General features: G+C 70.1%; 21 protein-coding genes. 13 read left to right on the forward strand and 8 right to left on the reverse strand.

Going from position 1 to position 21,502, the window contains the following annotated elements; genetic code table 11:
• The first annotated feature begins 67 nt into the window (after positions 1 to 67).
• From PHA84_RS05425 to PHA84_RS05450, 6 genes are all read left to right on the forward strand, one after another.
• A complete protein-coding gene (locus PHA84_RS05425; RefSeq protein WP_270887073.1) occupies positions 68 to 2,065 on the forward strand; it encodes a hypothetical protein in 1,998 nt (665 codons plus the stop codon).
• A 23-nt stretch (positions 2,066 to 2,088) separates the two neighbouring features.
• The gene (gene sigM, locus PHA84_RS05430; protein WP_270887074.1) at positions 2,089 to 2,637 is read left to right on the forward strand and encodes an RNA polymerase sigma factor SigM; all 549 of its coding nucleotides are present in this window, start codon (positions 2,089 to 2,091) and stop codon (positions 2,635 to 2,637) included.
• An 85-nt stretch (positions 2,638 to 2,722) separates the two neighbouring features.
• Entirely contained in the window at positions 2,723 to 3,487 is a 765-nt protein-coding gene (locus tag PHA84_RS05435) for a hypothetical protein (protein WP_270887075.1), read from the forward strand.
• 77 nt (positions 3,488 to 3,564) lie between these two features.
• Entirely contained in the window at positions 3,565 to 4,626 is a 1,062-nt protein-coding gene (trxB, locus tag PHA84_RS05440) for a thioredoxin-disulfide reductase (RefSeq protein ID WP_442952828.1), read from the forward strand.
• A 121-nt stretch (positions 4,627 to 4,747) separates the two neighbouring features.
• Positions 4,748 to 5,074: a thioredoxin gene (gene trxA / locus PHA84_RS05445; protein WP_270887077.1), complete on the forward strand. Its 327-nt coding sequence runs from the start codon at positions 4,748 to 4,750 to the stop codon at positions 5,072 to 5,074.
• A 256-nt stretch (positions 5,075 to 5,330) separates the two neighbouring features.
• A complete protein-coding gene (locus PHA84_RS05450; RefSeq protein ID WP_270887078.1) occupies positions 5,331 to 6,509 on the forward strand; it encodes an N-acetylmuramoyl-L-alanine amidase in 1,179 nt (392 codons plus the stop codon).
• Between the two features lie 18 nt (positions 6,510 to 6,527).
• Here the strand turns inward: PHA84_RS05450 and PHA84_RS05455 are convergent, their stop codons facing one another.
• The 8 genes from PHA84_RS05455 to rpmH form a co-directional block, all read right to left on the reverse strand.
• Positions 6,528 to 7,766, reverse strand: a complete 1,239-nt coding sequence (locus PHA84_RS05455) for a ParB/RepB/Spo0J family partition protein (RefSeq protein WP_270887079.1) — start codon at positions 7,764 to 7,766, stop codon at positions 6,528 to 6,530.
• Positions 7,763 to 8,893 (reverse strand): ParA family protein, encoded by a 1,131-nt coding sequence (locus PHA84_RS05460; RefSeq protein WP_442952831.1) that lies wholly within the window; start codon positions 8,891 to 8,893, stop codon positions 7,763 to 7,765. The genes PHA84_RS05455 and PHA84_RS05460 overlap by 4 nt, the downstream gene beginning before the upstream one ends.
• A 207-nt stretch (positions 8,894 to 9,100) precedes the next feature.
• A complete protein-coding gene (gene rsmG / locus PHA84_RS05465; RefSeq protein WP_270887080.1) occupies positions 9,101 to 9,745 on the reverse strand; it encodes a 16S rRNA (guanine(527)-N(7))-methyltransferase RsmG in 645 nt (214 codons plus the stop codon).
• A 170-nt stretch (positions 9,746 to 9,915) separates the two neighbouring features.
• A complete protein-coding gene (locus PHA84_RS05470; protein WP_270887081.1) occupies positions 9,916 to 10,551 on the reverse strand; it encodes a Jag family protein in 636 nt (211 codons plus the stop codon).
• Positions 10,552 to 10,562: 11 nt separating this feature from the next.
• Positions 10,563 to 11,603 carry a membrane protein insertase YidC gene (gene yidC / locus PHA84_RS05475; protein WP_270887082.1) on the reverse strand — a complete coding sequence of 347 codons (1,041 nt, stop codon included), beginning with the start codon at positions 11,601 to 11,603 and terminating at the stop codon, positions 10,563 to 10,565.
• A gap of 98 nt (positions 11,604 to 11,701) precedes the next feature.
• On the reverse strand, positions 11,702 to 12,010 hold the full coding sequence (gene yidD, locus PHA84_RS05480; protein WP_270887083.1) for a membrane protein insertion efficiency factor YidD: 309 nt from the start codon (positions 12,008 to 12,010) through the stop codon (positions 11,702 to 11,704).
• Complete coding sequence (gene rnpA / locus PHA84_RS05485; RefSeq protein WP_270887084.1) at positions 12,007 to 12,375, reverse strand: ribonuclease P protein component; 369 nt, start codon at positions 12,373 to 12,375, stop codon at positions 12,007 to 12,009. Before rnpA ends, yidD begins: the two co-directional genes overlap by 4 nt.
• Before the next feature lie 10 nt (positions 12,376 to 12,385).
• Positions 12,386 to 12,523, reverse strand: coding sequence for a 50S ribosomal protein L34 (gene rpmH / locus PHA84_RS05490; RefSeq protein WP_056882794.1), 138 nt, complete (start codon positions 12,521 to 12,523; stop codon positions 12,386 to 12,388).
• Positions 12,524 to 12,979: 456 nt separating this feature from the next.
• Between rpmH and dnaA the strand changes: the two genes are divergently transcribed.
• The 7 genes from dnaA to PHA84_RS05525 all read left to right on the forward strand — a co-directional run bounded on the left by dnaA (position 12,980) and on the right by PHA84_RS05525 (position 21,350).
• Complete coding sequence (gene dnaA, locus PHA84_RS05495; protein WP_270887085.1) at positions 12,980 to 14,470, forward strand: chromosomal replication initiator protein DnaA; 1,491 nt, start codon at positions 12,980 to 12,982, stop codon at positions 14,468 to 14,470.
• 668 nt (positions 14,471 to 15,138) lie between these two features.
• On the forward strand, positions 15,139 to 16,272 hold the full coding sequence (dnaN, locus tag PHA84_RS05500; protein ID WP_270887123.1) for a DNA polymerase III subunit beta: 1,134 nt from the start codon (positions 15,139 to 15,141) through the stop codon (positions 16,270 to 16,272).
• Between the two features lie 89 nt (positions 16,273 to 16,361).
• Positions 16,362 to 17,489, forward strand: coding sequence for a phosphogluconate dehydrogenase (NAD(+)-dependent, decarboxylating) (gene gnd / locus PHA84_RS05505; protein WP_270887086.1), 1,128 nt, complete (start codon positions 16,362 to 16,364; stop codon positions 17,487 to 17,489).
• Between the two features lie 10 nt (positions 17,490 to 17,499).
• Entirely contained in the window at positions 17,500 to 18,696 is a 1,197-nt protein-coding gene (gene recF, locus PHA84_RS05510; RefSeq protein WP_270887087.1) for a DNA replication/repair protein RecF, read from the forward strand.
• Positions 18,689 to 19,336: a DUF721 domain-containing protein gene (locus tag PHA84_RS05515; RefSeq protein WP_333742221.1), complete on the forward strand. Its 648-nt coding sequence runs from the start codon at positions 18,689 to 18,691 to the stop codon at positions 19,334 to 19,336. Before recF ends, PHA84_RS05515 begins: the two co-directional genes overlap by 8 nt.
• Complete coding sequence (locus tag PHA84_RS05520) at positions 19,329 to 19,775, forward strand: acyl-CoA thioesterase (protein ID WP_270887088.1); 447 nt, start codon at positions 19,329 to 19,331, stop codon at positions 19,773 to 19,775. The genes PHA84_RS05515 and PHA84_RS05520 overlap by 8 nt, the downstream gene beginning before the upstream one ends.
• Positions 19,776 to 19,853: 78 nt before the next feature.
• Positions 19,854 to 21,350: a protealysin inhibitor emfourin gene (locus PHA84_RS05525; protein ID WP_270887089.1), complete on the forward strand. Its 1,497-nt coding sequence runs from the start codon at positions 19,854 to 19,856 to the stop codon at positions 21,348 to 21,350.
• Positions 21,351 to 21,502: the final 152 nt, after the last annotated feature.

A 21,502-nucleotide genomic window follows, 5' to 3' on the forward strand; every position in this document is an offset into this window, starting at 1 on the left:
GATGACCAAGAACTGACCAGGCCATTGAGCGGCATCCGCCGTGACTCAGGGAGGCAGCGTGCACGGGGTGGGCCCTTCGACGGTACTGGGCGGGCGGTATGCCGTTCAGCGCCGGCTGGAGCAGATGCCGGGGGCCGAGCGCTGGTCGGCCCACGACACCACCCTGGAACGCGACGTCGTCGTCGTGTGTCTCCCCGAGGAGCATCCCCAGGCGGCGGCCACCCTCGACGCCGCACGGCGTGCCGCCGGGATCGACAACCACCGCCTCGTCCGGGTGCTGGACGTGGGCCGGTCCGACGGGCTCGCCTTCGTCGTGGAGGAGTCGATCCACGACGCCCACACCCTTGCCCAGCTTCTCGCTCAGGGCGGCGGGCTCCCAGCGGAGGAGGTCCGCCGCGTCGCAGGGGAGACCGCGACCGCGCTCGAGGCTGCCCGAGCGCGAGGCCTGCACCATCTGCGGCTGACCCCACACTGGGTGCTGCGGGGGCCCGACGGCACGGTCAAGGTGCGCGGCGTGGCCACCGCCGCCGCCCTCGCCGGCCTCGAGGACATCGACGCCGCAGACGCCGCCCGCCACGACGCCGTGGGCGTGGTCGCCCTGGCGTATGCCGCCCTCACCAGCAGGTGGCCGCTGGCCGAGCCGGTCCCTGGGCTGGAGCCGGCACCACATCTGGCCGCCGGCGTGCCGGCCCCCTCGGAGATCGCCGCGGGAGTGCCGGGCGATCTCGACGCCCTGTGCCGGCTGACCCTGAACGACGACGAGGGCCCGCTGACGCCGGGGGACTTCGCCACGCAGATCGCTCCCTGGGCCGGCGCCCAGGTGGTCGGCCTCGGCGGGGCACCTCGCGCGACGCAGGACCGGAAGAGCCGCACCGTGGTGCTGCCGGTGCCGCAGGACGCTCGACCGGGCGAGGACCCGCAGCCGACCGGACCCCGATCCCCGTCCGAGGAGCTCGAGCGGACAGCGAAGCTGCCCCGGTTCGACCCGACAGTGCCGCTGGAGACGCCGGCCCCCTGGTCGGCCGAGCCAACGGCCCCCCTGCCTGCTTCGCCCGCCGGGAGGGTCGAGGACGAGAGCGCCAGGCCCTCGGCCCCGCCGCGCGACGACGACGCGCCGCGCCCGGGAGTGCGGAGTACGGCTGCCGCGACCGCCTCGGCGAGCACCGCCGCCGGCGCAGTGGGGTCGGCGCTCGGTTCGGCCGGGCAGGCCGCCGGCCAGGCGGCCGGGGTGGCCGCTCAACGGGTGGGCACGTTCGCCCGTGCCACCGCCGACAAGGCCGCGGCGCGACGGGCTGAGCGCCAGGCCGCGCAGGAGCGTGCGGAACAGCGACGGATCAGCCTCGACCAGGCACTCGTCGAGGACCGTGACCTGCTGGACCCGCCCCTGCCGATGCTGCCGCCTGAGACCGGGGCTGCACCCACCAAGAACCAGTCGAAGCTCGTTCTCCTGATCATCGCGGCCTTCCTTGCCGTAGCGACTGTTCTCGGGTTCTGGGGCGCCTCGAGGATCGGGTCGAACAGCCATCTGGGGCTCGGCGCCGAGCCGACCCCGCGGCGTACCGTCGTCGTCACCGCGCCACCCAGCACGGCCAGCGGCACACCGTCCACCGCGCCGACCGGCTCGACGAGCGCGGCGGAGACCTTCCCCATCCTGAGCGCCACCGGTTACGACCCGGAGGGCGACGGCAGCGAGCGCAACGGAGAGGCGGCCCGCGTCTTCGACGGCAACGACTCCACGTTCTGGAGCTCGGAGGGCTACGCCAGCGCCAGCCTCGGGGGGCTCAAGAAGGGCGTCGGCGTCCGCCTGGACCTCGGGCAGCCGCGCAAGGTCTCTCAGGTCACGCTGGTCCTGCCCGACCAGGCTGACGTCACCGTGTCCGTGGGCAAGGACCGCACGCGGGACGGCAGCAAGCGCATCGGCTCCGCCACTGGCAAGAACGGCACGGTGACCCTCAAGGCCCCGACGGCGGTGGACGGACAGTACGTGTTCGTCTGGTTCACCAAGGTGTCGCAGGTCAGCGACGGCCGGTTCCGCGCCACCCTGGCCGAAGTCAGCGTCAGCTGACCGGCCCGGCGGCGGGACGACCGATGGACCAGCCCCTGCTCGCCGGACGGGATGACCGTGACCTGGTCCGGATGCACGTCGAGGGCGACCCGGACGCCTTCGGTGAGCTCTTCCGGCGTCACCGGGACCGGATGTGGGCGGTCGCCCTGCGCACGACCGGCAACCGGGAGCTGGCGGCGGACTGCGTCCAGGACGCCTTCATCTCGGCCTTCCGCCGGGCGGAGTCCTACCGCGGCGACGCCGCCGTCACGACGTGGCTCCACAGGATCGTGGTGAACGCCTGCCTGGACCGGCTGCGCAGGGACAAGCCGACCCGCGAGCTGCCAGAGCTGGAGCTGGCCGACAAGCACGACGCGCATGCGGCCGTCGACGTCCGCCTCGACGTACGGGAGGCCCTGGCCCGGCTCCCCGAGGGCCAGCGGCTCGCGCTGGTCCTCGTCGACATGCACGGGCTCTCCGTCGCGGAGGCGGCGGCAGTCCTCGGCGTGGCCGAAGGGACGGTCAAGTCGAGGTGCAGCCGGGGTCGCGAAGCCCTGGCCGCGCTCCTTCGGGAACCTTCGGGGCAGCCGTGACGTCGTACCCATGTCGCCTCAGCCGTGTCCTGACCGGCCGCGGCGCGCCCTGTCCTCCGTCCCGCCCACTCTGGAGGTTGTCGTCGTGAGCACCCCACCGTCGCCGCGTCGCGGCATCGGCGGGTCCCCCGAGGAACCGGATCCGACCGGCATCCGGGCCCTGTTGTCGAGCCTGCCCGACCCTGGCCCGATGCCGCCCGACCTGGTGGAGCGCATCACGGCGTCCATTGCCGCAGAGCAGTCAGCACGCCAGGCACAAGGAACGGTGACCCCCCTGCGCTCCCGACGACGCTGGGGCTGGCAGCAGGTGGCAGCCGTCGCTGCGGCGGCTGCGGCGGTCGCGATCGGCCTCCCGGCAGTACTTCGTGGCACCGGCGTCGACGTGGTGGCGGCGTTCAGCAGCGACCGGGCCGAGTCGGCCGCCGGTGGCGGCTCGGCGACGGGGCAGGCGCTCGTGCCCAGCTCAGGTGCCTCGGCGACGGCCTCGCTCGACAGCCGTGCCTCGGCGCCTCATGGACGTGTGGTGCTGCAGGACAGCGGGACGGCGTACTCCGCCGGCACGCTGGCCAGCCAGGTGCGGGACGTGCTGACCGGGCCGCCCTCCCCGGGCCGTACGCAGACCGGAGCCTCGGCTTGGCCCGCGGAGCAGGAGCAGGGGCTGCGAAGCTGCCTGGATGCCTTGGGGGTCGCGGCCTGGATGCCGGTGTCGGCCGACCGGGCGACGTACCGGGGCCGCCGGGCTGTCGTCGCGCTCGTCCAGGGCGACACGGGGCAGTCCATCTGGGTCGTCGACCCCGGCTGCACCGCCCAACATCCTGCTGCGCTGGCGGGCCCCGTACCCCTGGGGTGACGCGCCGGGTGTCGCACCACCGGCGGAACAACGAGGGCCTACCATCGGTTGCAGAGATCAGGACAGATCAGCACCGTATGTTGCGGTGCACCGCCTTCCCGACCACAAGGGGCTGTAGCCGCGTGACCACCACCGCACCCTCGGACCTCCGCAGTCTCATCATCATCGGCTCGGGCCCGGCCGGGTACACAGCCGCCGTCTACGCGGCTCGGGCCAACCTCTCCCCGCTGCTGTTCGAGGGAGCCGTCACCGCTGGTGGCGCCCTGATGAACACGACAGAGGTCGAGAACTTCCCCGGGTTCCGCGACGGCATCATGGGTCCGGACCTCATGGAGAACATGCGGGCCCAGGCAGAGCGGTTCGGTGCCCAGATCATCACGGACGACGTGGCGTCGGTCGACCTCGACGGCGAGACCAAGACGGTTGTCGACGCGGAGGGCAACACGTACATGGCCCGTGCCGTGATCCTCGCCATGGGTTCTTCCTACCGCGAGCTCGGCCTACCCGACGAGAAGCGGTTGTCCGGCCACGGTGTCTCCTGGTGTGCGACCTGCGACGGCTTCTTCTTCCGCGACCAGGACATCGCCGTCGTCGGCGGCGGCGACTCCGCGGTCGAGGAGGCGACCTTCCTCACCAAGTTCGCCCGGTCCGTCACGATCGTTCACCGCCGTGACGAGCTGCGTGCCTCGAAGATCATGGCGGAGCGCGCCATGTCCAACGAGAAGATCAGGTTCGCCTGGAACTCGACCGTCGAGGCCATCCACGGCGACGCGAAGCTGACCGGCATCACCCTGCGCGACACCGTCACCGACGAGACCCGCGAGCTGCCGGTCACCGGGCTGTTCGTGGCCATCGGCCATGACCCGCGCAACGAGCTCCTCACCACCGGCGAGGGAGCGAAGGTCGCGCTGGACGACGAGGGCTATGTCCTCGTCGAGGGCCGGTCCACCCGGACGACAGTGCCCGGGGTCTTCGCCGCGGGTGACCTCGTCGACCACACGTACCGCCAGGCCATCACGGCTGCGGGATCCGGGTGCTCGGCGGCGCTCGATGCCGAGCGCTACCTGGCCGACCAGGACCACGCGGGCCTCCCGGCCGCCGACGCCGCTCTCATCGACGAGCCTGCCCTCGCTCGCTGAACTGTCACCCCCGGCTGGGACGCTTCTATCCTCGTCGTCACACGGTCCATCTGCACCAGGTACCGCCTCCAACGAACCGCCTCGAACCCATCACCGCAGCACCACCGAAAGGAGTCCCCGAGTGGGAGCTATCAAGGAGACCACGGACGCGACCTTCGAGGTCGACGTCCTCAAGAACGACAAGCCGGTCCTGGTGGACTTCTGGGCGCCGTGGTGCGGCCCGTGCCGGGCGGTTGCCCCTGTTCTGGAGGAGCTGGCCGTGGCGCATGCCGACAAGATCGACATCGTCAAGCTCAACACCGACGAGAACCTTCAGGTCAGCTCCCGCTACGGCATCACGGGCATCCCGACGCTCAACGTCTATGTCGGTGGTGAGGTCGTGAAGACCCTGGTGGGCGCCATGCCCAAACCGAAGCTGGTCCGCGAGCTCGCCGACTACCTGAGCTGAGTCACCACGACGGATGCCGGCCGGGCCCCCAGGGTCCGGCCGGCATCGTCGTGGGGCCGGCATCGTCGTGGGGCCGGGGCTCGCGCCTCCTATCGTCGCTGGGCGCGGATGGCAGCCCGCACGGTTGGCCGATCGGCGCACGTGACCTAGGCTCAAGCCCGCAGCGGGGCAGGTCCCACCGGGGCCTCACCCCGCTGAAGTGTATGAAAGCCCGAAATGTCCCAATCGTCCGGCCGCGAGGCCGACAGGAGGCCGAGTGTCCGACAGCAAGAACGGCCTGCTCGGGCTCGGTAGCCACGGACCGGCGGTGGCCGACGTGCGCACGCGGCTTGTCGCTCTGCGGGGCAGCGGTCTACCCGAGCTCGAGCACCTGGCCGAGGACGGCGTCGACGCGCAGCAGTTCGACGCGGGTCTCGAGCGGGCGGTTCGCGCCTTCCAGCAGCACAAGGGCCTCATCGTCGACGGTGTCGTGGGCGTGGAGACGTTCGCCGCGATCGACGGGGCGCGGTGGTCGCTCGGCGACCGGATCCTCCTCCACACCCCGGGGCACCTCCAGCGGGGCGAGGACGTCGTTGCCCTCCAGGAGCGGCTCAACACGCTCGGGTTCGGAGCGGGGAGAGTGGATGGGCGGTTCGGCGCCGCGACCGAGCGCGCAGTGCGGGCCTTCCAGCGGGCCTACGGCCTCTCGGGGGATGGCTCGGTCGGGCCGGAGACGCTCCGAGCGTTCGACGACCTCAAGCGCTCCGTCTCAGGCGGTTCGGCCACCGTGCTGCGCGAGCGCGAGCGCGTCCGCCGCTCCGGTCACAACCTGAGCGGTCGCACGGTGGTCCTCGACCCGGGTCACGGCGCCGCGAACCCCGGTGCGACGGCTCACGGGCTGGTCGAGGCGGAGGTCGTGATGGACCTCGCCCGCCGGATCGAAGGTCGGCTGACGGCCATCGGAGTGTCGGTCGTCTACACCAGGACGGAGCACACCTCACCCAGTGAGGAGGAGCGCGCCGCACTGGCCAACGCGGCCGGCGCTGACGTGGTCCTCTCCCTGCACTGCGACTCCCATGATGCCGCGGACGCGAGCGGGGTGGCCACCTTCTTCTTCGGGCGTGACCGGAAGACCTCCTGGTCAGCGGTGGGCGAGCATCTCGCCGACCTTGTCCAGCGCGAGATCGTCGCACGCACAGACTTGGCAAACTGTAGGTCGCACGGTCGCTCCTGGACCCTCCTGCAGCAGACGACCATGCCGGCGGTGCGGATCGAGGCCGGCTACCTCTCCCACCCGGCCGACGCGTCCAGGCTGGCGAGCCCGGCCTTCCGCGACACCTTGGCCGAAGCGGTGCTGGTCAGCCTGCAGAGGCTGTACCTGGGGGACGACGATACCGCGACCACCGGAGTACTCCGGCTCGGTGACCTGCGGGCGTACCTCGCGGCACACGGCTGATCCCGCCTCCACCCGGCGTCAGCCGGGCTGTACCCCGAGCAGGTCCACGATCCGGTTCAGGTCCTCCACGGAGGCGAACTCGACCGTCAGCTTCCCCTTCCGCTGGCCCAGCGCGATGTTGACCCGAGTGTCGAACCGGTCCGACAGGCGAGCAGCCAGGTCGTCCAGCTGTGGGTGGCGGTTTCCGGCCCTGGGACGGCGGTGGGCCACCTTCTCCTGGTCCCCGCCGAGCGCGACGATCTCCTCGACGCTCCGCACCGAGAGGCCCTCCGCGACGATCCGCTGCGCCAGCCGCTCCATGGCTGCACCGTCGTCGAGAGAGAGCAGCGCGCGGGCGTGACCGGCTGACAGCACACCGGCCGCCACCCGACGGGCCACCAAGGGCGGCAGCTTCAGCAGCCGGACGGTGTTGGAGATCTGCGGTCGTGACCGGCCGAGCCGGGTAGCGAGCTCGTCGTGCGTGCAACCGAAGTCCTCCAACAGCTGCTGGTACGCAGCCGCCTCCTCCAGAGCGTTGAGCTGGCTGCGGTGCAGGTTCTCCAGGAGCGCGTCGCGCAGGAGGTCGTCGTCGTCCGTCTCCTTGACGATGGCGGGAATGGTGCTCTTGCCCGCCTCCTGGGAGGCACGCCAGCGACGCTCGCCCATGATGAGCTCGTACTGCACCCCCGTCGCGGGGGCGGGGTCGCTGGCGCCCTGGCCTGCGGCGACGGGCCGGACCACGACCGGTTGAAGGACCCCGATCTCGCGGATGGAGTGCGCCAGCTCGGCGAGCTCGTCCTCGTCGAACACGGTCCTGGGCTGGCGCGGGTTCGGTCGGATGGCGTCGATGGGGATCTCCCCGTACGAGGCGCCGGGCACGGGTGCCAGCTGTACGCCGTTGCCCGCCCCGACGGGCCGGTCCGGAGCGGAGGCGCTGTCCTCCCAGGCTCCAGCAGCCGCCTCGCCAGAACTGGGATCCGCGTCGCCGGAACGGTCGCCGGTCGCCGATTCGAACCCAGCGTCGTGCGCCTGAGAGTCCGACGAGGATGGCGTGCCGGTCGGCTGAGGGTCGTGGTCCAAGCCTTGGTCCGCCCCCTCGTCCGCACCATGGTCCGCACCATGGTCCATCGTGACCTCGCGCGACCTCACGGCCACGACCCCGCCGTCCGGGCGCTGGTCGTGGAAGAACACGTCCACCGGGCGGCCAGTGGGCGAGCCGGGGGCGTTGGGGATGAGGGCACCGAGGCCCCGGCCGAGGGCGCGACGCTTCTCGCTCATGTGGTGAGTCCTCTGTCGTTCTGTGCGGTCACGGTGGTGGACGGGATGGGGGCGACGCCCCGGTCAGCGAGCTCGGAGGCTGCCCCGAGATAGGACAACGCGCCGCTGGAGTTCGGGTCGTACGTCATGACGGTCTGGCCGTGGCTCGGCGCCTCTGAGATCCGCACGGACCGCGGCACGGTGTTCCGAAGTACCTGGTCGGGGAAGTGCGCCCGGACCTCCTCGGCGACCTGCGCGGACAGCCTGGTTCGGCCGTCGTACATGGTGAGCAGGATGGTGGACACGTGGAGCGCGGGATTCAGGTGGTTGCGGATCAGCTCGATGTTCTTGAGCAGCTGCGACAGCCCCTCAAGGGCGTAGTACTCGCACTGGATCGGGATGAACACCTCGTGGGCCGCCACGAACGCATTCACCGTCAGCAGGCCCAGGCTGGGGGGGCAGTCGATCAGCACGTAGTCGGGGACGGTGGTACCGGCCACCTGGGCGTCGCGCAGGTAGGCAGCCAGCGCCTTCTGGAGCCGGGTCTCGCGCGCGACCAGAGGCACGAGCTCGATCTCGGCTCCCGCGAGGTCGATGGTGGCCGGAGCGCACCAAAGGCCCGGAATGTCCGGGCACTCCTGTATGACGTCAGCGATTGGGACGCCTTCGACCAGGACGTCATAGACGCTGGTCACGTCCGCGTGGTGCTCGATGCCAAGCGCGGTACTGGCATTGCCCTGAGGGTCGATGTCGATCACCAGCACTGTGAGGCCGGCGTGGGCCAGGGCCGCCGCGATGTTCACGGTCGTGGTGGTCTTGCCCACGCCACCCTTCTGGTTGGCGACCGTGAGGACGCGGGGCTCCGCCGGCTTGGGGAACCTGCGACCGGTGAGGGCGATCCGCTTCCGAGCGTCATCCGCTACCGCCTTCGCCAGGGGCGTGCTGTCGTCCATAGCGGGCACCACGGAGGCGACTTCTGCCCGCTCGTCCGTTTCACGTGAAACAGCCCGCTTTACCGGCTGCGGGGCCGGTGCGAGCGCGGAGCCGTTGACCTGCGTACCGCCGTTCGTTTCACGTGAAACAGCGGGCGAGGCCGCGTGGCTCCCTGGTGTTGGCCACCCGACTGGGGCCGTCTCCCCACCTACCACGTGCGGCCATCCGAGGCCCCGTTCCAACTGAACCGTTCCTGCCTTCACACAGTCACCTCGTCTGCCATGGCCACCATCCAACCGTACGGCGAGGGGACCGTCTGACCCGGGAGGCGCGTCTGTGGAAGGCTGACGGGCGGGTGCAGTCGGCGTGCCTCGGCGGCTTTCACGGCACCCCCGACGCCTGCTCTCAGCAAGACTGCGGGTTCAGCGGGACCTAGCGCGGCCCGGATGCTTGCGTGATGCCTTGACGCGGGGCGCTTTGCCGGCAGTGGCGGTCCCGACCCGTAGCTGGAGCGTGACCGTGGGGGTCTCCAGGACCCCTGCTCCATACTCGACCACGGAAGAATGCACCATGCCGAGCTTGCGCAGGGTCTTCTCGTCAGCGGCGAGCTCCTCTGCCGCCCTGCTGCCCTTGAGCGCCACGAGAGTGCCGCCCTGGCTCAGCAGTGGGAAGCTCCATCGAGCCAGCTTGTCGATGCGCGCCACTGCTCGGGCAGTGGCGTACGGCACGGAAAGGACGCCGTCGAACTCCTCGGCGCGACCGCGGTGGACCGTGCAGTTGGGGAGCTGCAAGGCGGCGATCGTCGTGGACAACCAAGTGGTCCGGCGCAGCATCGGCTCGATGAGGTGCAGGTGCAGGTCCGGCCGCGCGATGGCCAGCGCCAAACCCGGTAGGCCGGCGCCCGACCCCACGTCAGCCACCTCCACTCCCTCGGGGAAGGCCTCGTGAACGACGGCACAGTTCAGCAGGTGGCGTTCCCAGAGGATCGGCACCTCTCGGGGTCCCACCAACCCGTGTGCGACGCCGGTGTCGGCCAGGATGTCCGCGAAGTGTTGAGCCTTGGCCAAGGCGTCTCCGAAGACAGCGCGGGCGGCAGGCTGGGGCGCTGTGGGTCGAAGAGCCGGGGACGGAGCATCACCGGACAAGCCGACGGGCGGGGCCCCGGCCCGCTGGCCAGGTCCCCGCCCGCTGGACGCAGGACTGTCGGTCATCGACGCGGTTTCACGTGAAACAACGGTCAGGAGGGCAGGACCACGACGAAGCGACGCGGTTCTACGCCGTCCGACTCGGAGGTGAGCCCAGCAGCGAGGACCTCGTCGTGGATGACCTTGCGTTCGAACGCCGACATGGGCTCCAGGGAAGCCTTCTCGCCGCTCGCCTTCACCTCAGCGATGGCTCGCTGAGCGAGCTCGACCAGCGAGGAGCGTCGTTCGGCGCGGTGTCCGGCGACATCGAGCATCAGGCGGCTCCGCTCACCGGTTGCCGACTGAACGGCAAGCCTCGTCAGCTCCTGCAGAGCCTCCAGCACCTTCCCGTCCGGTCCGACCAGTCGACGGGGCACTCGGCCCTCCTCAGAGTCGACGATCGAGACAGCCGCACGGTCGCCGTCGACGTCCACGTCGATGTCGCCATCGAGGTCCGCAATGTCGAGCAGCGTCTCGAGGAAGTCTGCGGCGACCTCGCCCTCCCGCTCGAGGTCCGCCACCTTGGCGGCGCGGCGCCGGCCCGAAGAGCCCTCCTCGTCCGGCAGGGTGCTGGACTCGCCGGAACCCACCAGGGGCGCCGTCTCCTCGAAAGCCTGCCCCTCGCCCTGCGGGTCGAGTCCGTCGTCCTCCGCGATGTGGTCCACGACGGGGTGGTTCTGCTCGGTCATCGTCGTCACTCTCAGTTGTCGGTCTGCGGCTTGTTCTCGTGCACCGCGGTCGCCGGTGCGGCGTTGGGCTTTCCCTGTGCCGGCTTTCCCTGTGCGGCCTTCTTCTTCTTGTTACGGGTCGGCTGCACGCGCTGTCCACCGATGGGCTTGGCCACGTCGTCCTGCACGTCCCCCGGCTTGTCGAGACCCTTGACGGTGAACTCCTGGACCGGCTTCCCCTTCTTGGCCCGCCGCTCCTGCATGGCACGCTCCGCCGGCGAGCCAGGGGCCGGCATACGGCGGATCACGTAGAACTGCTGGCACATCGACCAGACGTTGGTCGTCAGCCAGTAGAGCAGCACACCGATGGGGAAGTTGACACCCGAGATGGCGAAGAAGAGCGGCATCAGGTAGAGCAGCATCTTCTGCTGCTTGGCGAAGGGGTTGTCCAGCGCGGACGCCGGCATGTTCTTCATCATGAGCTGGCGCTGCGTGGTGAACGTGCTTGCCGACATGAGGACGATGAGGAGGATCGTCACGATCTGCACGGTGAGCGTGTGAGCGCCGACGAACCTGTCGGACAGCTGCGCACCGAGGAACGTCGAGCCCTCTGCCTCCGCCGCGAGCTTGCGGGAGATCGGGCCGATCGGCGCGATCTGCCCCTCGGAGATCTTCTTCAGCCCGTTGAGCACCCGGAACAGCCCGAAGAAGAACGGCGACTGGACCAGGATCGGCAGGCAGGAGCTGAACGGGTTGGTACCGGTCCGCTTGTAGAGGTCCATGGTCTCCTGCGTCATGGCCTGACGGGAGTCCGGGTCCTTCTTGTCCTTGTACTTGGCCTGGATCTTCTGCATCTCGGGCTGGATCAGCTGCATCCGCCGAGAGGCATGGATCTGCTTGACGAACAGGGGGATCATCGCAGCGCGCATGACGACCACGAGGCCGATGATCGAGAGGACCCAGGCGACGCCTGACGCGGACGGGATGCCGATCGCCGTGAACAGGGAGTGCCAGCCCCACAGGATCCAGGCGACGAGCCACTCGAACGGGTAGACCAGCGAACTGAAACTCATGACGTCCTCAATCTGGGGTGGTGTCCCGTCGGGATGACGGTCCACCGGTGGTTCCGGCCCGCCGGCGGGTATGCCGTGGGACCAGTAGGTCGGATGCCCTACCGCTGGCGGGCGGGGCGGGCGGGTCGAGCGGTCGACGGGGAGTCAGCCGCGGAGTCAGCCGCGGAGTCAGGCGCGGCCGGCACATGGTCCACGCCGCCCGGAGACCAGGGGTGACACCTGCCCAACCGCCTGAGCGCGAGCCAGGTTCCCTTGAACGGTCCGAAGCGCCGGATGGCCGTGAGCGCGTAGGCCGAGCAGGACGGGTAGTACCGGCAGGTCGGTGGCGTCAGGGGCGAGACGAACCGCTGGTAGACGACGATGAGCCCGACCAGAGGTGCGGCCAGGACGCGCTGGACAGCCCTCATCGACGCCGCCCGCCCAGCCGCGGCAGCACCCGGGCGAGCAGCCGGTCCAGCTCGGCGCCGAGCTGAGCAGAGCTGGCCTGCGCCGCGGCCGGGTTCGCGCGCACGACCAGGTCGGCCCCTGCAGGGATCCGCTCGAGCCGTGTCGCGGCGATCGCGCGGAGTCTTCTCTTGGTGCGGTTGCGGACCACGGCGCCGCCGACGGCCTTGGACACAACAAAACCGACCCGCGGCGGGTGTCCCGCTCGCGCGTCGGTCTGTGCTGCATGCACCACGATCAGCGTGGAGCCGGCTCGGGCTCCCCCCGGCCCCCGTAGCACCGCCGCGAAGTCCGAGCTCGTCCGGAGCCGGTGCCCCGCGGGCAGCACGGGAGGGGCCTCAGGCGGAGAGCTCGGAGCGACCCTTTGCGCGGCGAGCCGACAGGATGGCGCGACCGGCGCGGGTCCGCATACGCAGACGGAAGCCGTGGGTCTTGGCCCGACGGCGGTTGTTCGGCTGGAACGTACGCTTGCTCACGAGGTTTCTCCGTTGTTGGTCAGGCGCGGTGGCCTGCTGAGTCGATCTGGTGGCGGTGCCGGCCGTCCTCGGCCGCAATCGGAAGCCCGCGCGAGGTCAGGGGAGATCTCTCGAGGAGATCGCACCGGGGTCACGGGCATGCGAAAACGGCCGACAGGCCGGTCCCCAAGGTACGCGAGCGGTCACCACAGGGTCAAACCAGCGGCCTTGCAGGCGGCCCTCGTTCCATTAGCAGCCAACGGTGGTGGACGGATGCGGACACGCCGGGGTCGACGCGCTATTTTGGTCCGACACGAGGGAAATTCGACCGTTCGGGTTGCCGGTCGAGGCGTGACCTTGTTAGCGTCCGTCCTCGTCCCATTCTTCACCCACAGGTTGTGGATAACTGTGTGGACAAGGCACCATGACCTGCGACCGGCAGCGACCTCGGACACCGTCGAAAGGGATGTGGGACACGTGAGTGACACAGATCTGGACTTCTCACAGATCTGGCACAACACCATCACGACCCTCGATGCGGACGGACTCCCTCCACGCGAGCGGGCTTTCCTCACGCTCGCAAGGCTGTCCGGGCTCCTCGACGGCACGGCTCTGGTGAAGGTGCCGAACGACTACACCAAGGACGTCGTCGAGCAGCGGGTCCGCGATGCGGTGACCCGTGCGCTGTCCTCGCAGTTGGGCGCCGAGGTGCAGCTCGCCGTCACGGTTGACGCGTCCCTGGACGAGTCGCAGCAGATCGAGGACACGGTCGGCCTCGTGGACGACGTTCCCTCCCCGTTCGACCAGCAGCGCGAGCCCTCGTTCGACCAGCGCCTGGACGCCCGCCGCGCCGGCGAGGGGCTGTACGCGCTGCCGCCCCTCGGCGAGCCGCAGCGAAGGCCCCGCGACGAGGTTCCGAGCACCACCGAGGAGCCGGCCACCCGGCTGAACCCGAAGTACACCTTCGACACGTTCGTCATCGGGGCGAGCAACCGGTTCGCACACGCAGCGGCTGTCGCCGTGGCAGAGGCTCCCGCCAAGGCCTACAACCCGCTCTTCGTCTATGGCGAGTCAGGGCTGGGCAAGACGCACCTGCTCCATGCGATCGGCCACTACGCGCGCAACCTGTACCCCAACGTCAAAGTGCGCTACGTGAACTCCGAGGAGTTCACCAACGACTTCATCAACAGCATCCGGGACGACAAGGCGTCGAACTTCCAGCGGCGCTACCGCGACGTCGACGTACTGCTCATCGACGACATCCAGTTCCTGCAGGGCAAGGTGCAGACCCAGGAGGAGTTCTTCCACACCTTCAACACCCTGCACAACGCCAACAAGCAGGTCGTCATCACCTCCGACCTGCCGCCGAAGCTCCTCAGCGGCTTCGAGGAGCGGATGCGGAGCCGGTTCGAGTGGGGGTTGCTCACCGACGTCCAGCCCCCGGACCTCGAGACGCGCATCGCCATCCTCCGCAAGAAGGCCATCCAGGAGCGCATGAGCGCTCCCGACGAGGTGCTCGAGTTCATCGCGAGCCGCATCTCCACCAACATCCGGGAGCTCGAGGGCGCCCTCATCCGGGTCACCGCCTTCGCCAGTCTGAACCGGCAGAGCGTCGACATGAGCCTGGCCGAGATCGTGCTGAAGGACCTCATCCCCAACGAGCAGGGCTCACAGATCACGAGCGCCACGATCATGGCTCAGACTGCCGCGTACTTCGGGCTCTCGATCGAGGACCTCTGCGGGACGTCACGCTCGCGCGTCCTGGTCACCGCGCGGCAGATCGCCATGTACCTGTGCCGCGAGCTGACCGACCTGTCGCTGCCGAAGATCGGCCAGCAGTTCGGTGGCCGGGACCACACCACCGTCATGCACGCGGACAAGAAGATCCGCCAGCTCATGGCTGAGCGCCGTGCCATCTACAACCAGGTCACAGAGCTGACCAACCGGATCAAGCAGCAGTCTCGCTGAACCTCCGGTCGCAGCTCGCGTCTTCCCGGGTTGTCCACAGGGTTACCCACATATTGTGGTCACGCCTCGAGACTCTGACAGCGGCCCAGGCCACCCGCGCGCAGCTCGTTTGTCCGTTCCTGGCCACAGATATCCGGACGAACCGCCCCAAGCCGGGATCAACCGCGCATGGTCCACACCTGTGGACAACCCTGTGGGTACCGGGACGGTCGGGCTGCGCACACCGCTCGGGAAGGTCGTTCTACACATCTGTGGAAAACGGGTGGATAACCCGTGTACGACGCCGGTATCGCTGGGGACGCCATAGGTCGCCGGTGTGGAGGCCCTGTGGGCACCTCAAGAGCGTCCACACCTGGTATCGCTGTGTCCTCCGCCCCGTCCACGCGCCGTCCACACGGCCTCCGCGCCCTCTGACCTGCAACGCCTCCTCGTCGTCCACAGCGTCCACACCCCCTATGACCACGACGAGATCCCTGACCTGAGCCATCCAGCCCCGAGTACCCTCCCTGGCCCCACCCCCTGTCAACCGCTGGTGAACCACACGCCAAGAAGGGCTGGCCGAATCCCCGAACCGGGTTGGCCGCATGAACCCTGAGCACTAGGGTCAGTCCGCAATCACATTCTTGAGGTTCCGCGGCGATGCCGCATGCGAAGGGCGGGCAGTGACGGTGAAGTTTCGGGTGGAACGTGAGGTGCTAGCCGAGGCCGTGACGTGGGTGGCCCGTGGACTCCCCGCCCGGCCGCCGGTCCCCGTTCTCGCCGGCGTACTCCTGCACGCGGAGGAGGAGGGCACCCTGACGCTCTCGGCGTTCGACTACGAGGTCTCCGCCAAGATCACGGTCGCCGCGGACGTCGCCGAGGGCGGCACCGTGCTCGTGCTCGGCCGGCTGCTGGCGGACATCTCGCGCAACCTTCCCCAGAAGCCGGTGGACGTAGCGACGGACGGCAACAAGGTCTCGGTCACCTGTGGCTCCTCGCGCTTCAGCCTCATGCAGATGCCCGCGGACGACTACCCCACACTTCCCACCGCCCCCAACCCGAGCGGCACCATCGCCGGCGACGTCTTCACCCAGGCCGTCGCCCAGGTGTCCATCGCGGCGGACCGCGGCGACACGCTGCCGATCCTGACCGGCGTCCGCGTCGAGATCGACGGCGAGAAGATGACGCTCCTCGCGACGGACCGGTATCGGCTGGCCATGCGCGAGCTGACCTGGAACCCCGAGGCGACCGACGCCTCCCACCTCGCCCTCGTCCCGGCCCGGACCCTGGCGGACACGGCCAAGGCCCTCGGCGCGGCCGGCTCGGTCGAGCTCGCGCTGGGTTCGTCGGCCGGCGGTGACGGGCTGGTGGGCTTCGAGGCAGGCCAGCGGCGGACCACCACTCGCCTGCTCGACGGCGAGTACCCGAAGGTGACGTCGATCTTCCCGACGACGGTGGACACCGAAGCCGTCATCCGGACGGCCGAGCTGGTGGAGGCGGTCAAGCGGGTGGCGCTCGTCGCCGAGCGGAACACGCCGGTGCGCCTGCGGTTCACCGACGGACAGGTCGCGATCGAGGCTGGCACCGGAGACGACGCCCAGGCCTCGGAGGCGGTCGAGTCGACGCTCACCGGGCCCGAGATCGAGATCGCCTTCAACCCGGGCTTCCTCCTCGACGGACTGGGGGCCGTGGGGACCGAGTGGTCCCGGCTGTCGTTCACGCAGCCGTCGCGGCCCGCAGTGCTGTCGGGCCAGGCGGAGCAGGAGGGTGACGCCGACACCTCGTACCGGTACGTCCTCATGCCTGTTCGCTTCGCGAGCTGACCGCGCCCGGGCGTAGCCTGAGCACGCGCCGCGCGGTACTGCGCGCGGGAGCACCGGCCACGGCGCACGACCATACGAAAGGGTTCCCCATGCAGCTCGGTCTGATCGGACTCGGAAAGATGGGCGGCAATATGCGCGAGCGGATCCGCCGCGCCGGCCACGAGGTCGTGGGGTTCGACCGCAACCCTGACGTGTCCGACGTCAAGAGCATGCCTGCCCTGGTCAAGGCGCTGGACGCCCCTCGGACGGTATGGGTCATGGTCCCGTCCGGGGCGGCCACCCGGGAGACGATCGAGAAGCTGTCCGGCCTGCTCGAGAAGGGCGACCTGGTGATCGACGGTGGCAACAGCCGGTTCACCGACGACTTCGAGAACGAGAAGCTGTTGAAGGCCAAGGGGATCGGCTACGTCGACTGTGGCGTCTCCGGCGGCATCTGGGGGCTGGAGAACGGCTACGGCCTGATGGTGGGCGGCTCCGCGGCCAACGTCAAGAAGGCCATGCCGATCTTCGACGCGCTGCGACCGGAGGGCCCCCGCGAAGAAGGGTTCGTGCACGCCGGCAAGGTCGGCGCCGGCCACTACGCGAAGATGGTGCACAACGGCATCGAGTACGGCCTCATGGCCGCGTACGCCGAGGGCTACGAGCTCCTCGAGGCCAAGGACATCGTCACCGACGTGCCGGGCGCCTTCAAGGCCTGGACCCGCGGGACCGTCGTGCGCTCCTGGCTGCTGGACCTGCTGGTCGACGCGCTGGAGGAGAACCCGCACCTGGACGACGTGTCGGGCTACACGGTGGACTCCGGCGAGGGCCGGTGGACGGTGGAGGAGGCGATCGCCATGTCGGTGCCCATGCCGGTGATCTCGGCGTCCCTCTTCGCCCGGTTCGCCTCACGGCAGAAGGAGTCCCCGACCATGCAGGCCGTCGCCGCGTTGCGCGGCGGGTTCGGTGGACACCAGGTGATGACGGTCGCGGAGGGCGAGGAGCTGCGCGAGCAGGGCGCTCCCAAGCACCCCAAGCGCGTCCAGGCCAAGGTCGAGGCCAAGGAGCAGCCGCCGAAGACGCCGCAGGAGGCCAGCTCCAAGGGCCGCAAGGCCGCCGAGGCCGGTCCGTCGTCCGGCACCGGAGCGACCAACGGGTCGGGACGGTCCTCGGCGAGGCAGACGCGCGCCGGCGCCACCTCCGGGACCGGTTCCACGGACAAGAGCAGCAAGGGCTGATCGGAGGCCCTTGCACGTCCGACATCTGACCGTCGCGGACTTCCGCAGCTACGCGAGCGCCGACCTGCCGCTCGAGACCGGCGTCACGACGCTGGTCGGCCTCAACGGTCAGGGCAAGACGAACCTCGTCGAGGCGGTCGGGTACCTCGCCACGCTCTCGAGCCATCGGGTGGCGACCGACCAGCCCCTGGTGCGCTTCGGCGCCGAGCAGGCAGTGATCCGGGCGGCCGTCGTGCGGGACGGCCGCGAGACCCTCGTCGAGCTCGAGCTCAACCCCGGCCGGGCGAACCGGGCGCGCCTCAACCGCTCACCGGTCCCGCGGCCGCGAGAGGTGCTCGGCACGCTGCGAACCGTCCTCTTCGCGCCGGAGGACCTCGCGCTGGTCAAGGGAGACCCTTCGGAGCGTCGCCGCTTCGTGGACGACCTGCTCGTGGCGCGCCAACCGCGGTGGGCCGGAGTCCGCAGCGACTACGACCGGATCCTCAAGCAGCGCAACGCCCTGCTCAAGTCGGCCGCACCCGTGCTGCGACGGGGCCGTCGTCCCCCGCCACGGCCAGGCACGGAGCCGCCGGAGGAGGCACAGGCTTCGGCGCTGCACACCCTGGACGTCTGGAACGACCACCTCTCTACGGTGGGAGCCCAGCTGCTCTACGCCCGGCTGCGCCTGCTGCGCGACCTCGGGCCCTACCTGGCCAAGGCGTATGACGAGGTCAGTGCCGGCCAGTCCGATGCCCGGGTGTCGTACAGGAGCTCGCTCCGCGAGGAGGCGGCAGCCCAGCTCGCCGCCGGTGAGGTGCCTGACGTGGAGGTGCTGCGGGCGGAGCTTCTGGCGACCCTGGAGGAGGTGCGTGGCCGGGAGGTGGAGCGCGGGGTCTCGCTGGTCGGGCCACACCGTGACGACCTGGTGCTGACCTTGGGAGACCTGCCTGCGAAGGGCTATGCCAGCCATGGTGAGAGCTGGTCGTTCGCCCTCGGACTCAAGCTCGCTGCGTACCAGCTGTTGCGTCACGACCTCGGCGAGGACCCGGTCCTCGTGCTGGACGACGTGTTCGCCGAGCTCGACGTAGGCCGGCGCGAGCGGCTCGCCGCCATGGTGGCGGACTGCGAGCAGGTGCTCATCACGGCTGCCGTGGACGCGGACGTGCCGGCCTCGCTCCTGGGCAGGACGTATGCCGTGAGCCTGGGGGAGGTGGTCCTGCGTGAGTGAGCGCCCCGAGCCCACCGAACCGCTGCTTCCGACCGACCTGCCAGGCCCGCTGCTGCCGACCGAACTCACGACACGCCGAGGTGGGGCGCCCGACGCGACGCGACACGCACAAGACTCTGAGTCCGGTCGGCAGGAGGAGGACGGGGCTGACGTCGTCCAGGATGCCGCGGCGGCAGCCCTGCTCCGGGCCCGAGCCGCAGCCCGCGAGAAGGGACTGCGCCCCGGGTTGCGACCCATGCGGGCTCGTCGACCCCTGGGTCAGGGCAACAAGGCGCCGCGCGACGGGCGTGACCCGCTCCTGCTCGGGGACCAGCTGGACCGGTTGCTTTCCGACCGCGGCTGGAAGGTCGACGTCGCCGTCGGCTCGGTGATGGGCCGCTGGGCCGAGATCGTCGGTCCCGAAGTGGCGCAGCACTGCACGCCGGTGACATTCGAGCTCGGGGTGCTGACGGTGAGGGCGGACTCGACGGCGTGGGCCACTCAGCTGAGGCTGCTCGAGTCGGCCATTATGGGGCGGCTCGAGGGGGAGGTCGGCAAGGGGACGGTGTCGGCGCTGAAGGTGGTGGGACCGAGCGCTCCGTCCTGGTCCAAGGGTCCAAGGCGCTCGACCGGACCCGGCCCACGGGACACCTATGGCTGAGCCGGCCGAGCCGCTGACCAGGGGCGACTTCGACCGGCTCGTGACTGCGACGACCCGCTGGTCCGACAACGACATGTACGGACACCTCAACAACGCCGTGTACTACGAGCTGTTCGACTCTGCCATCAACGGTTGGCTCATCGAGGCGGCCGGTATCGAGGTTCTCGCTCTCGACCAGGTCGGCGTGGTGGCCGAGTCGGGGTGCCGGTACCTGCGCGAGCTCAGCTACCCACGGCCTCTGGAGGTGGGGGTCCGGGTCGAGCGGCTCGGCCGGACGAGCATCACGTATGCCCTGGGCCTGTTCGCCATGGACGAGGAGCCGCCTGCGGCGCTGGGCCGGTGGGTGCATGTGTACGTCGACCGGCGAGACCGCAGGCCGGCTCCGATCCCGGCGGCGGTTCGGCGCCTGCTGGAGTCCGCGGTGGAGGCGCGCGGGTGAGGAGCAGGACGCACGAGCCGCAGCGAGGCTGTGGATAAGCGGGCACGCGCTGTCGGCGGAGAGGCGCAGGATGGCCTCATGGCCTCCTTCCCGTCCGTGCGCTGCTCCATCGTCCCGCCATACCTGCTGCGTGCTCTGTCCGAGCACTCGGACGAGGCGGTGAGGGAGCTGGCCCGCCGCTCGCTGGAGCACGACCATGCCCTGCGTCAGCGGCGGACTGGGCATACACCGCGAAGTGCCTCCACGCCTGAACGCGCGGGGCGCCAGGGGATGCAGGGCCCTCGTACGGACGCTGGCACGGGACCGCAGCGGACGATCGGGGACGCCCGAGGGTTCGAGACCACACCAGGCACGCCCGTCCGTCGTGAAGGCCAGGGCCCGGTGGGGGACGCGGCTGCTGACGAGGCCTACGACGGGTTCGGGAAGACCTGGGAGCTCTTCGACCGCGTCTACGGCCGAGACTCGCTCGACGGCAAGGGGCTGGCCCTCCTGGGCACCGTGCACTACGGCAAGGACTACGACAACGCCTTCTGGGACGGTAGCCAGATGGTCTTCGGCGACGGCGACGGCACCGTGTTCACCCGGTTCACCATCGCGGTCGACGTGATCGGCCACGAGCTGACCCACGGGGTGACGGAGTACACGGCCGGTCTGCAGTACCAGGGCCAGTCGGGAGCGCTCAACGAGTCCCTCTCCGACGTCTTCGGTTCGCTCGTGAAGCAGCGGGCGCTCGGTCAGAGCGCCGACCACGCTGACTGGCTCATCGGTGAAGGGCTCTTCACCCCCTCGGTGCACGGGGTGGCTCTGCGCTCGATGAAGGCTCCGGGGACGGCGTACGACGACCCGCAGCTGGGCAGGGACCCGCAACCCGCCACGATGGACGGCTACGTCGACACCACCGACGACAACGGCGGAGTCCACTTGAACTCCGGGATCCCCAACCACGCGTTCTACCTCGCGGCCACGGCCATCGGCGGCCACGCCTGGGAAGGCGCGGGACACGTGTGGTTCGACGTCCTCACGGGAGGGCGCCTGCCCTCGACCTGCGACTTCGCCACGTTTGCCGCGGCCACCGTCTCCGCGGCGCAGGCGCGCTATGGCGACGGCTCAGCGCAGGCCGAGGCCGTCCAGCATGCGTGGGACACGGTGGGTGTGGCGGCGCGACCCTCCACGGCGTCGACGCCTGACTCGAGCGGGTCGGCGCCTGACTCACGTGGGTCAGCGGACGACTCCGCCGCGCCGGCTCCCGACTCGCCCGGCGGCGACGAGACCGGGGGCATGGAGTCTGGCAGCGCGACCGCAGCGGAGTTCCGGCTGAGGCGTACGGGCGGCTTCGCCGGCCAGCGTCAGGAGCGCAGGGTCGTGATCGACGAGCTGTCCGACGACGATGCGCGTGACTGGCGCTCGCTGCTCCAGGGCGACCGCCTGCAGTCGCTGGTGGAGCCGGTGCGCGAGGTGCCGGACTCCTTCGTCTACCACCTGGCGTTCCCCCCGGAGGCGGACGAGGTCGACCTGCCGGAGCACGGCATACCGCGGACGGTGCGGGAGCTGTTCTCGCGGACCTTGGGGACCTGAGAGGCCGTCGCGAAACTCCGAAATGGGCCGCTGAGAGGCCAGGGGACGTACCCCGACCCGGGAGAGGGCCGTTTTTGTGCCCAAATCCCGGCTCACGGGCCTCCTGACATGAGGCCTGACCCCTCCGACCGGTAGACTGTGGAGTGATTTCG

The sequence above is a fragment of the Pedococcus sp. 5OH_020 genome (genome assembly GCF_027812955.1).
In the GTDB taxonomy this organism is placed as follows: Bacteria; Actinomycetota; Actinomycetes; order Actinomycetales; family Dermatophilaceae; genus Pedococcus.

What these genes read in the sequence shown, in the direction of transcription:
- PHA84_RS05520 (WP_270887088.1), top strand. Translation starts at nt 19,329, where the DNA reads ATGGCTGAGCCGGCCGAGCCGCTGACCAGGGGCGACTTCGACCGGCTC.
- PHA84_RS05455 (WP_270887079.1), bottom strand. Translation starts at nt 7,766, where the DNA reads ATGAGCGAGAAGCGTCGCGCCCTCGGCCGGGGCCTCGGTGCCCTCATC.
- PHA84_RS05470 (WP_270887081.1), bottom strand. Translation starts at nt 10,551, where the DNA reads ATGACCGAGCAGAACCACCCCGTCGTGGACCACATCGCGGAGGACGAC.
- trxB (WP_442952828.1), top strand. Translation starts at nt 3,565, where the DNA reads ATGTTGCGGTGCACCGCCTTCCCGACCACAAGGGGCTGTAGCCGCGTG.
- yidD (WP_270887083.1), bottom strand. Translation starts at nt 12,010, where the DNA reads ATGAGGGCTGTCCAGCGCGTCCTGGCCGCACCTCTGGTCGGGCTCATC.
- sigM (WP_270887074.1), top strand. Translation starts at nt 2,089, where the DNA reads ATGGACCAGCCCCTGCTCGCCGGACGGGATGACCGTGACCTGGTCCGG.
- PHA84_RS05525 (WP_270887089.1), top strand. Translation starts at nt 19,854, where the DNA reads ATGGCCTCCTTCCCGTCCGTGCGCTGCTCCATCGTCCCGCCATACCTG.
- yidC (WP_270887082.1), bottom strand. Translation starts at nt 11,603, where the DNA reads ATGAGTTTCAGTTCGCTGGTCTACCCGTTCGAGTGGCTCGTCGCCTGG.
- gnd (WP_270887086.1), top strand. Translation starts at nt 16,362, where the DNA reads ATGCAGCTCGGTCTGATCGGACTCGGAAAGATGGGCGGCAATATGCGC.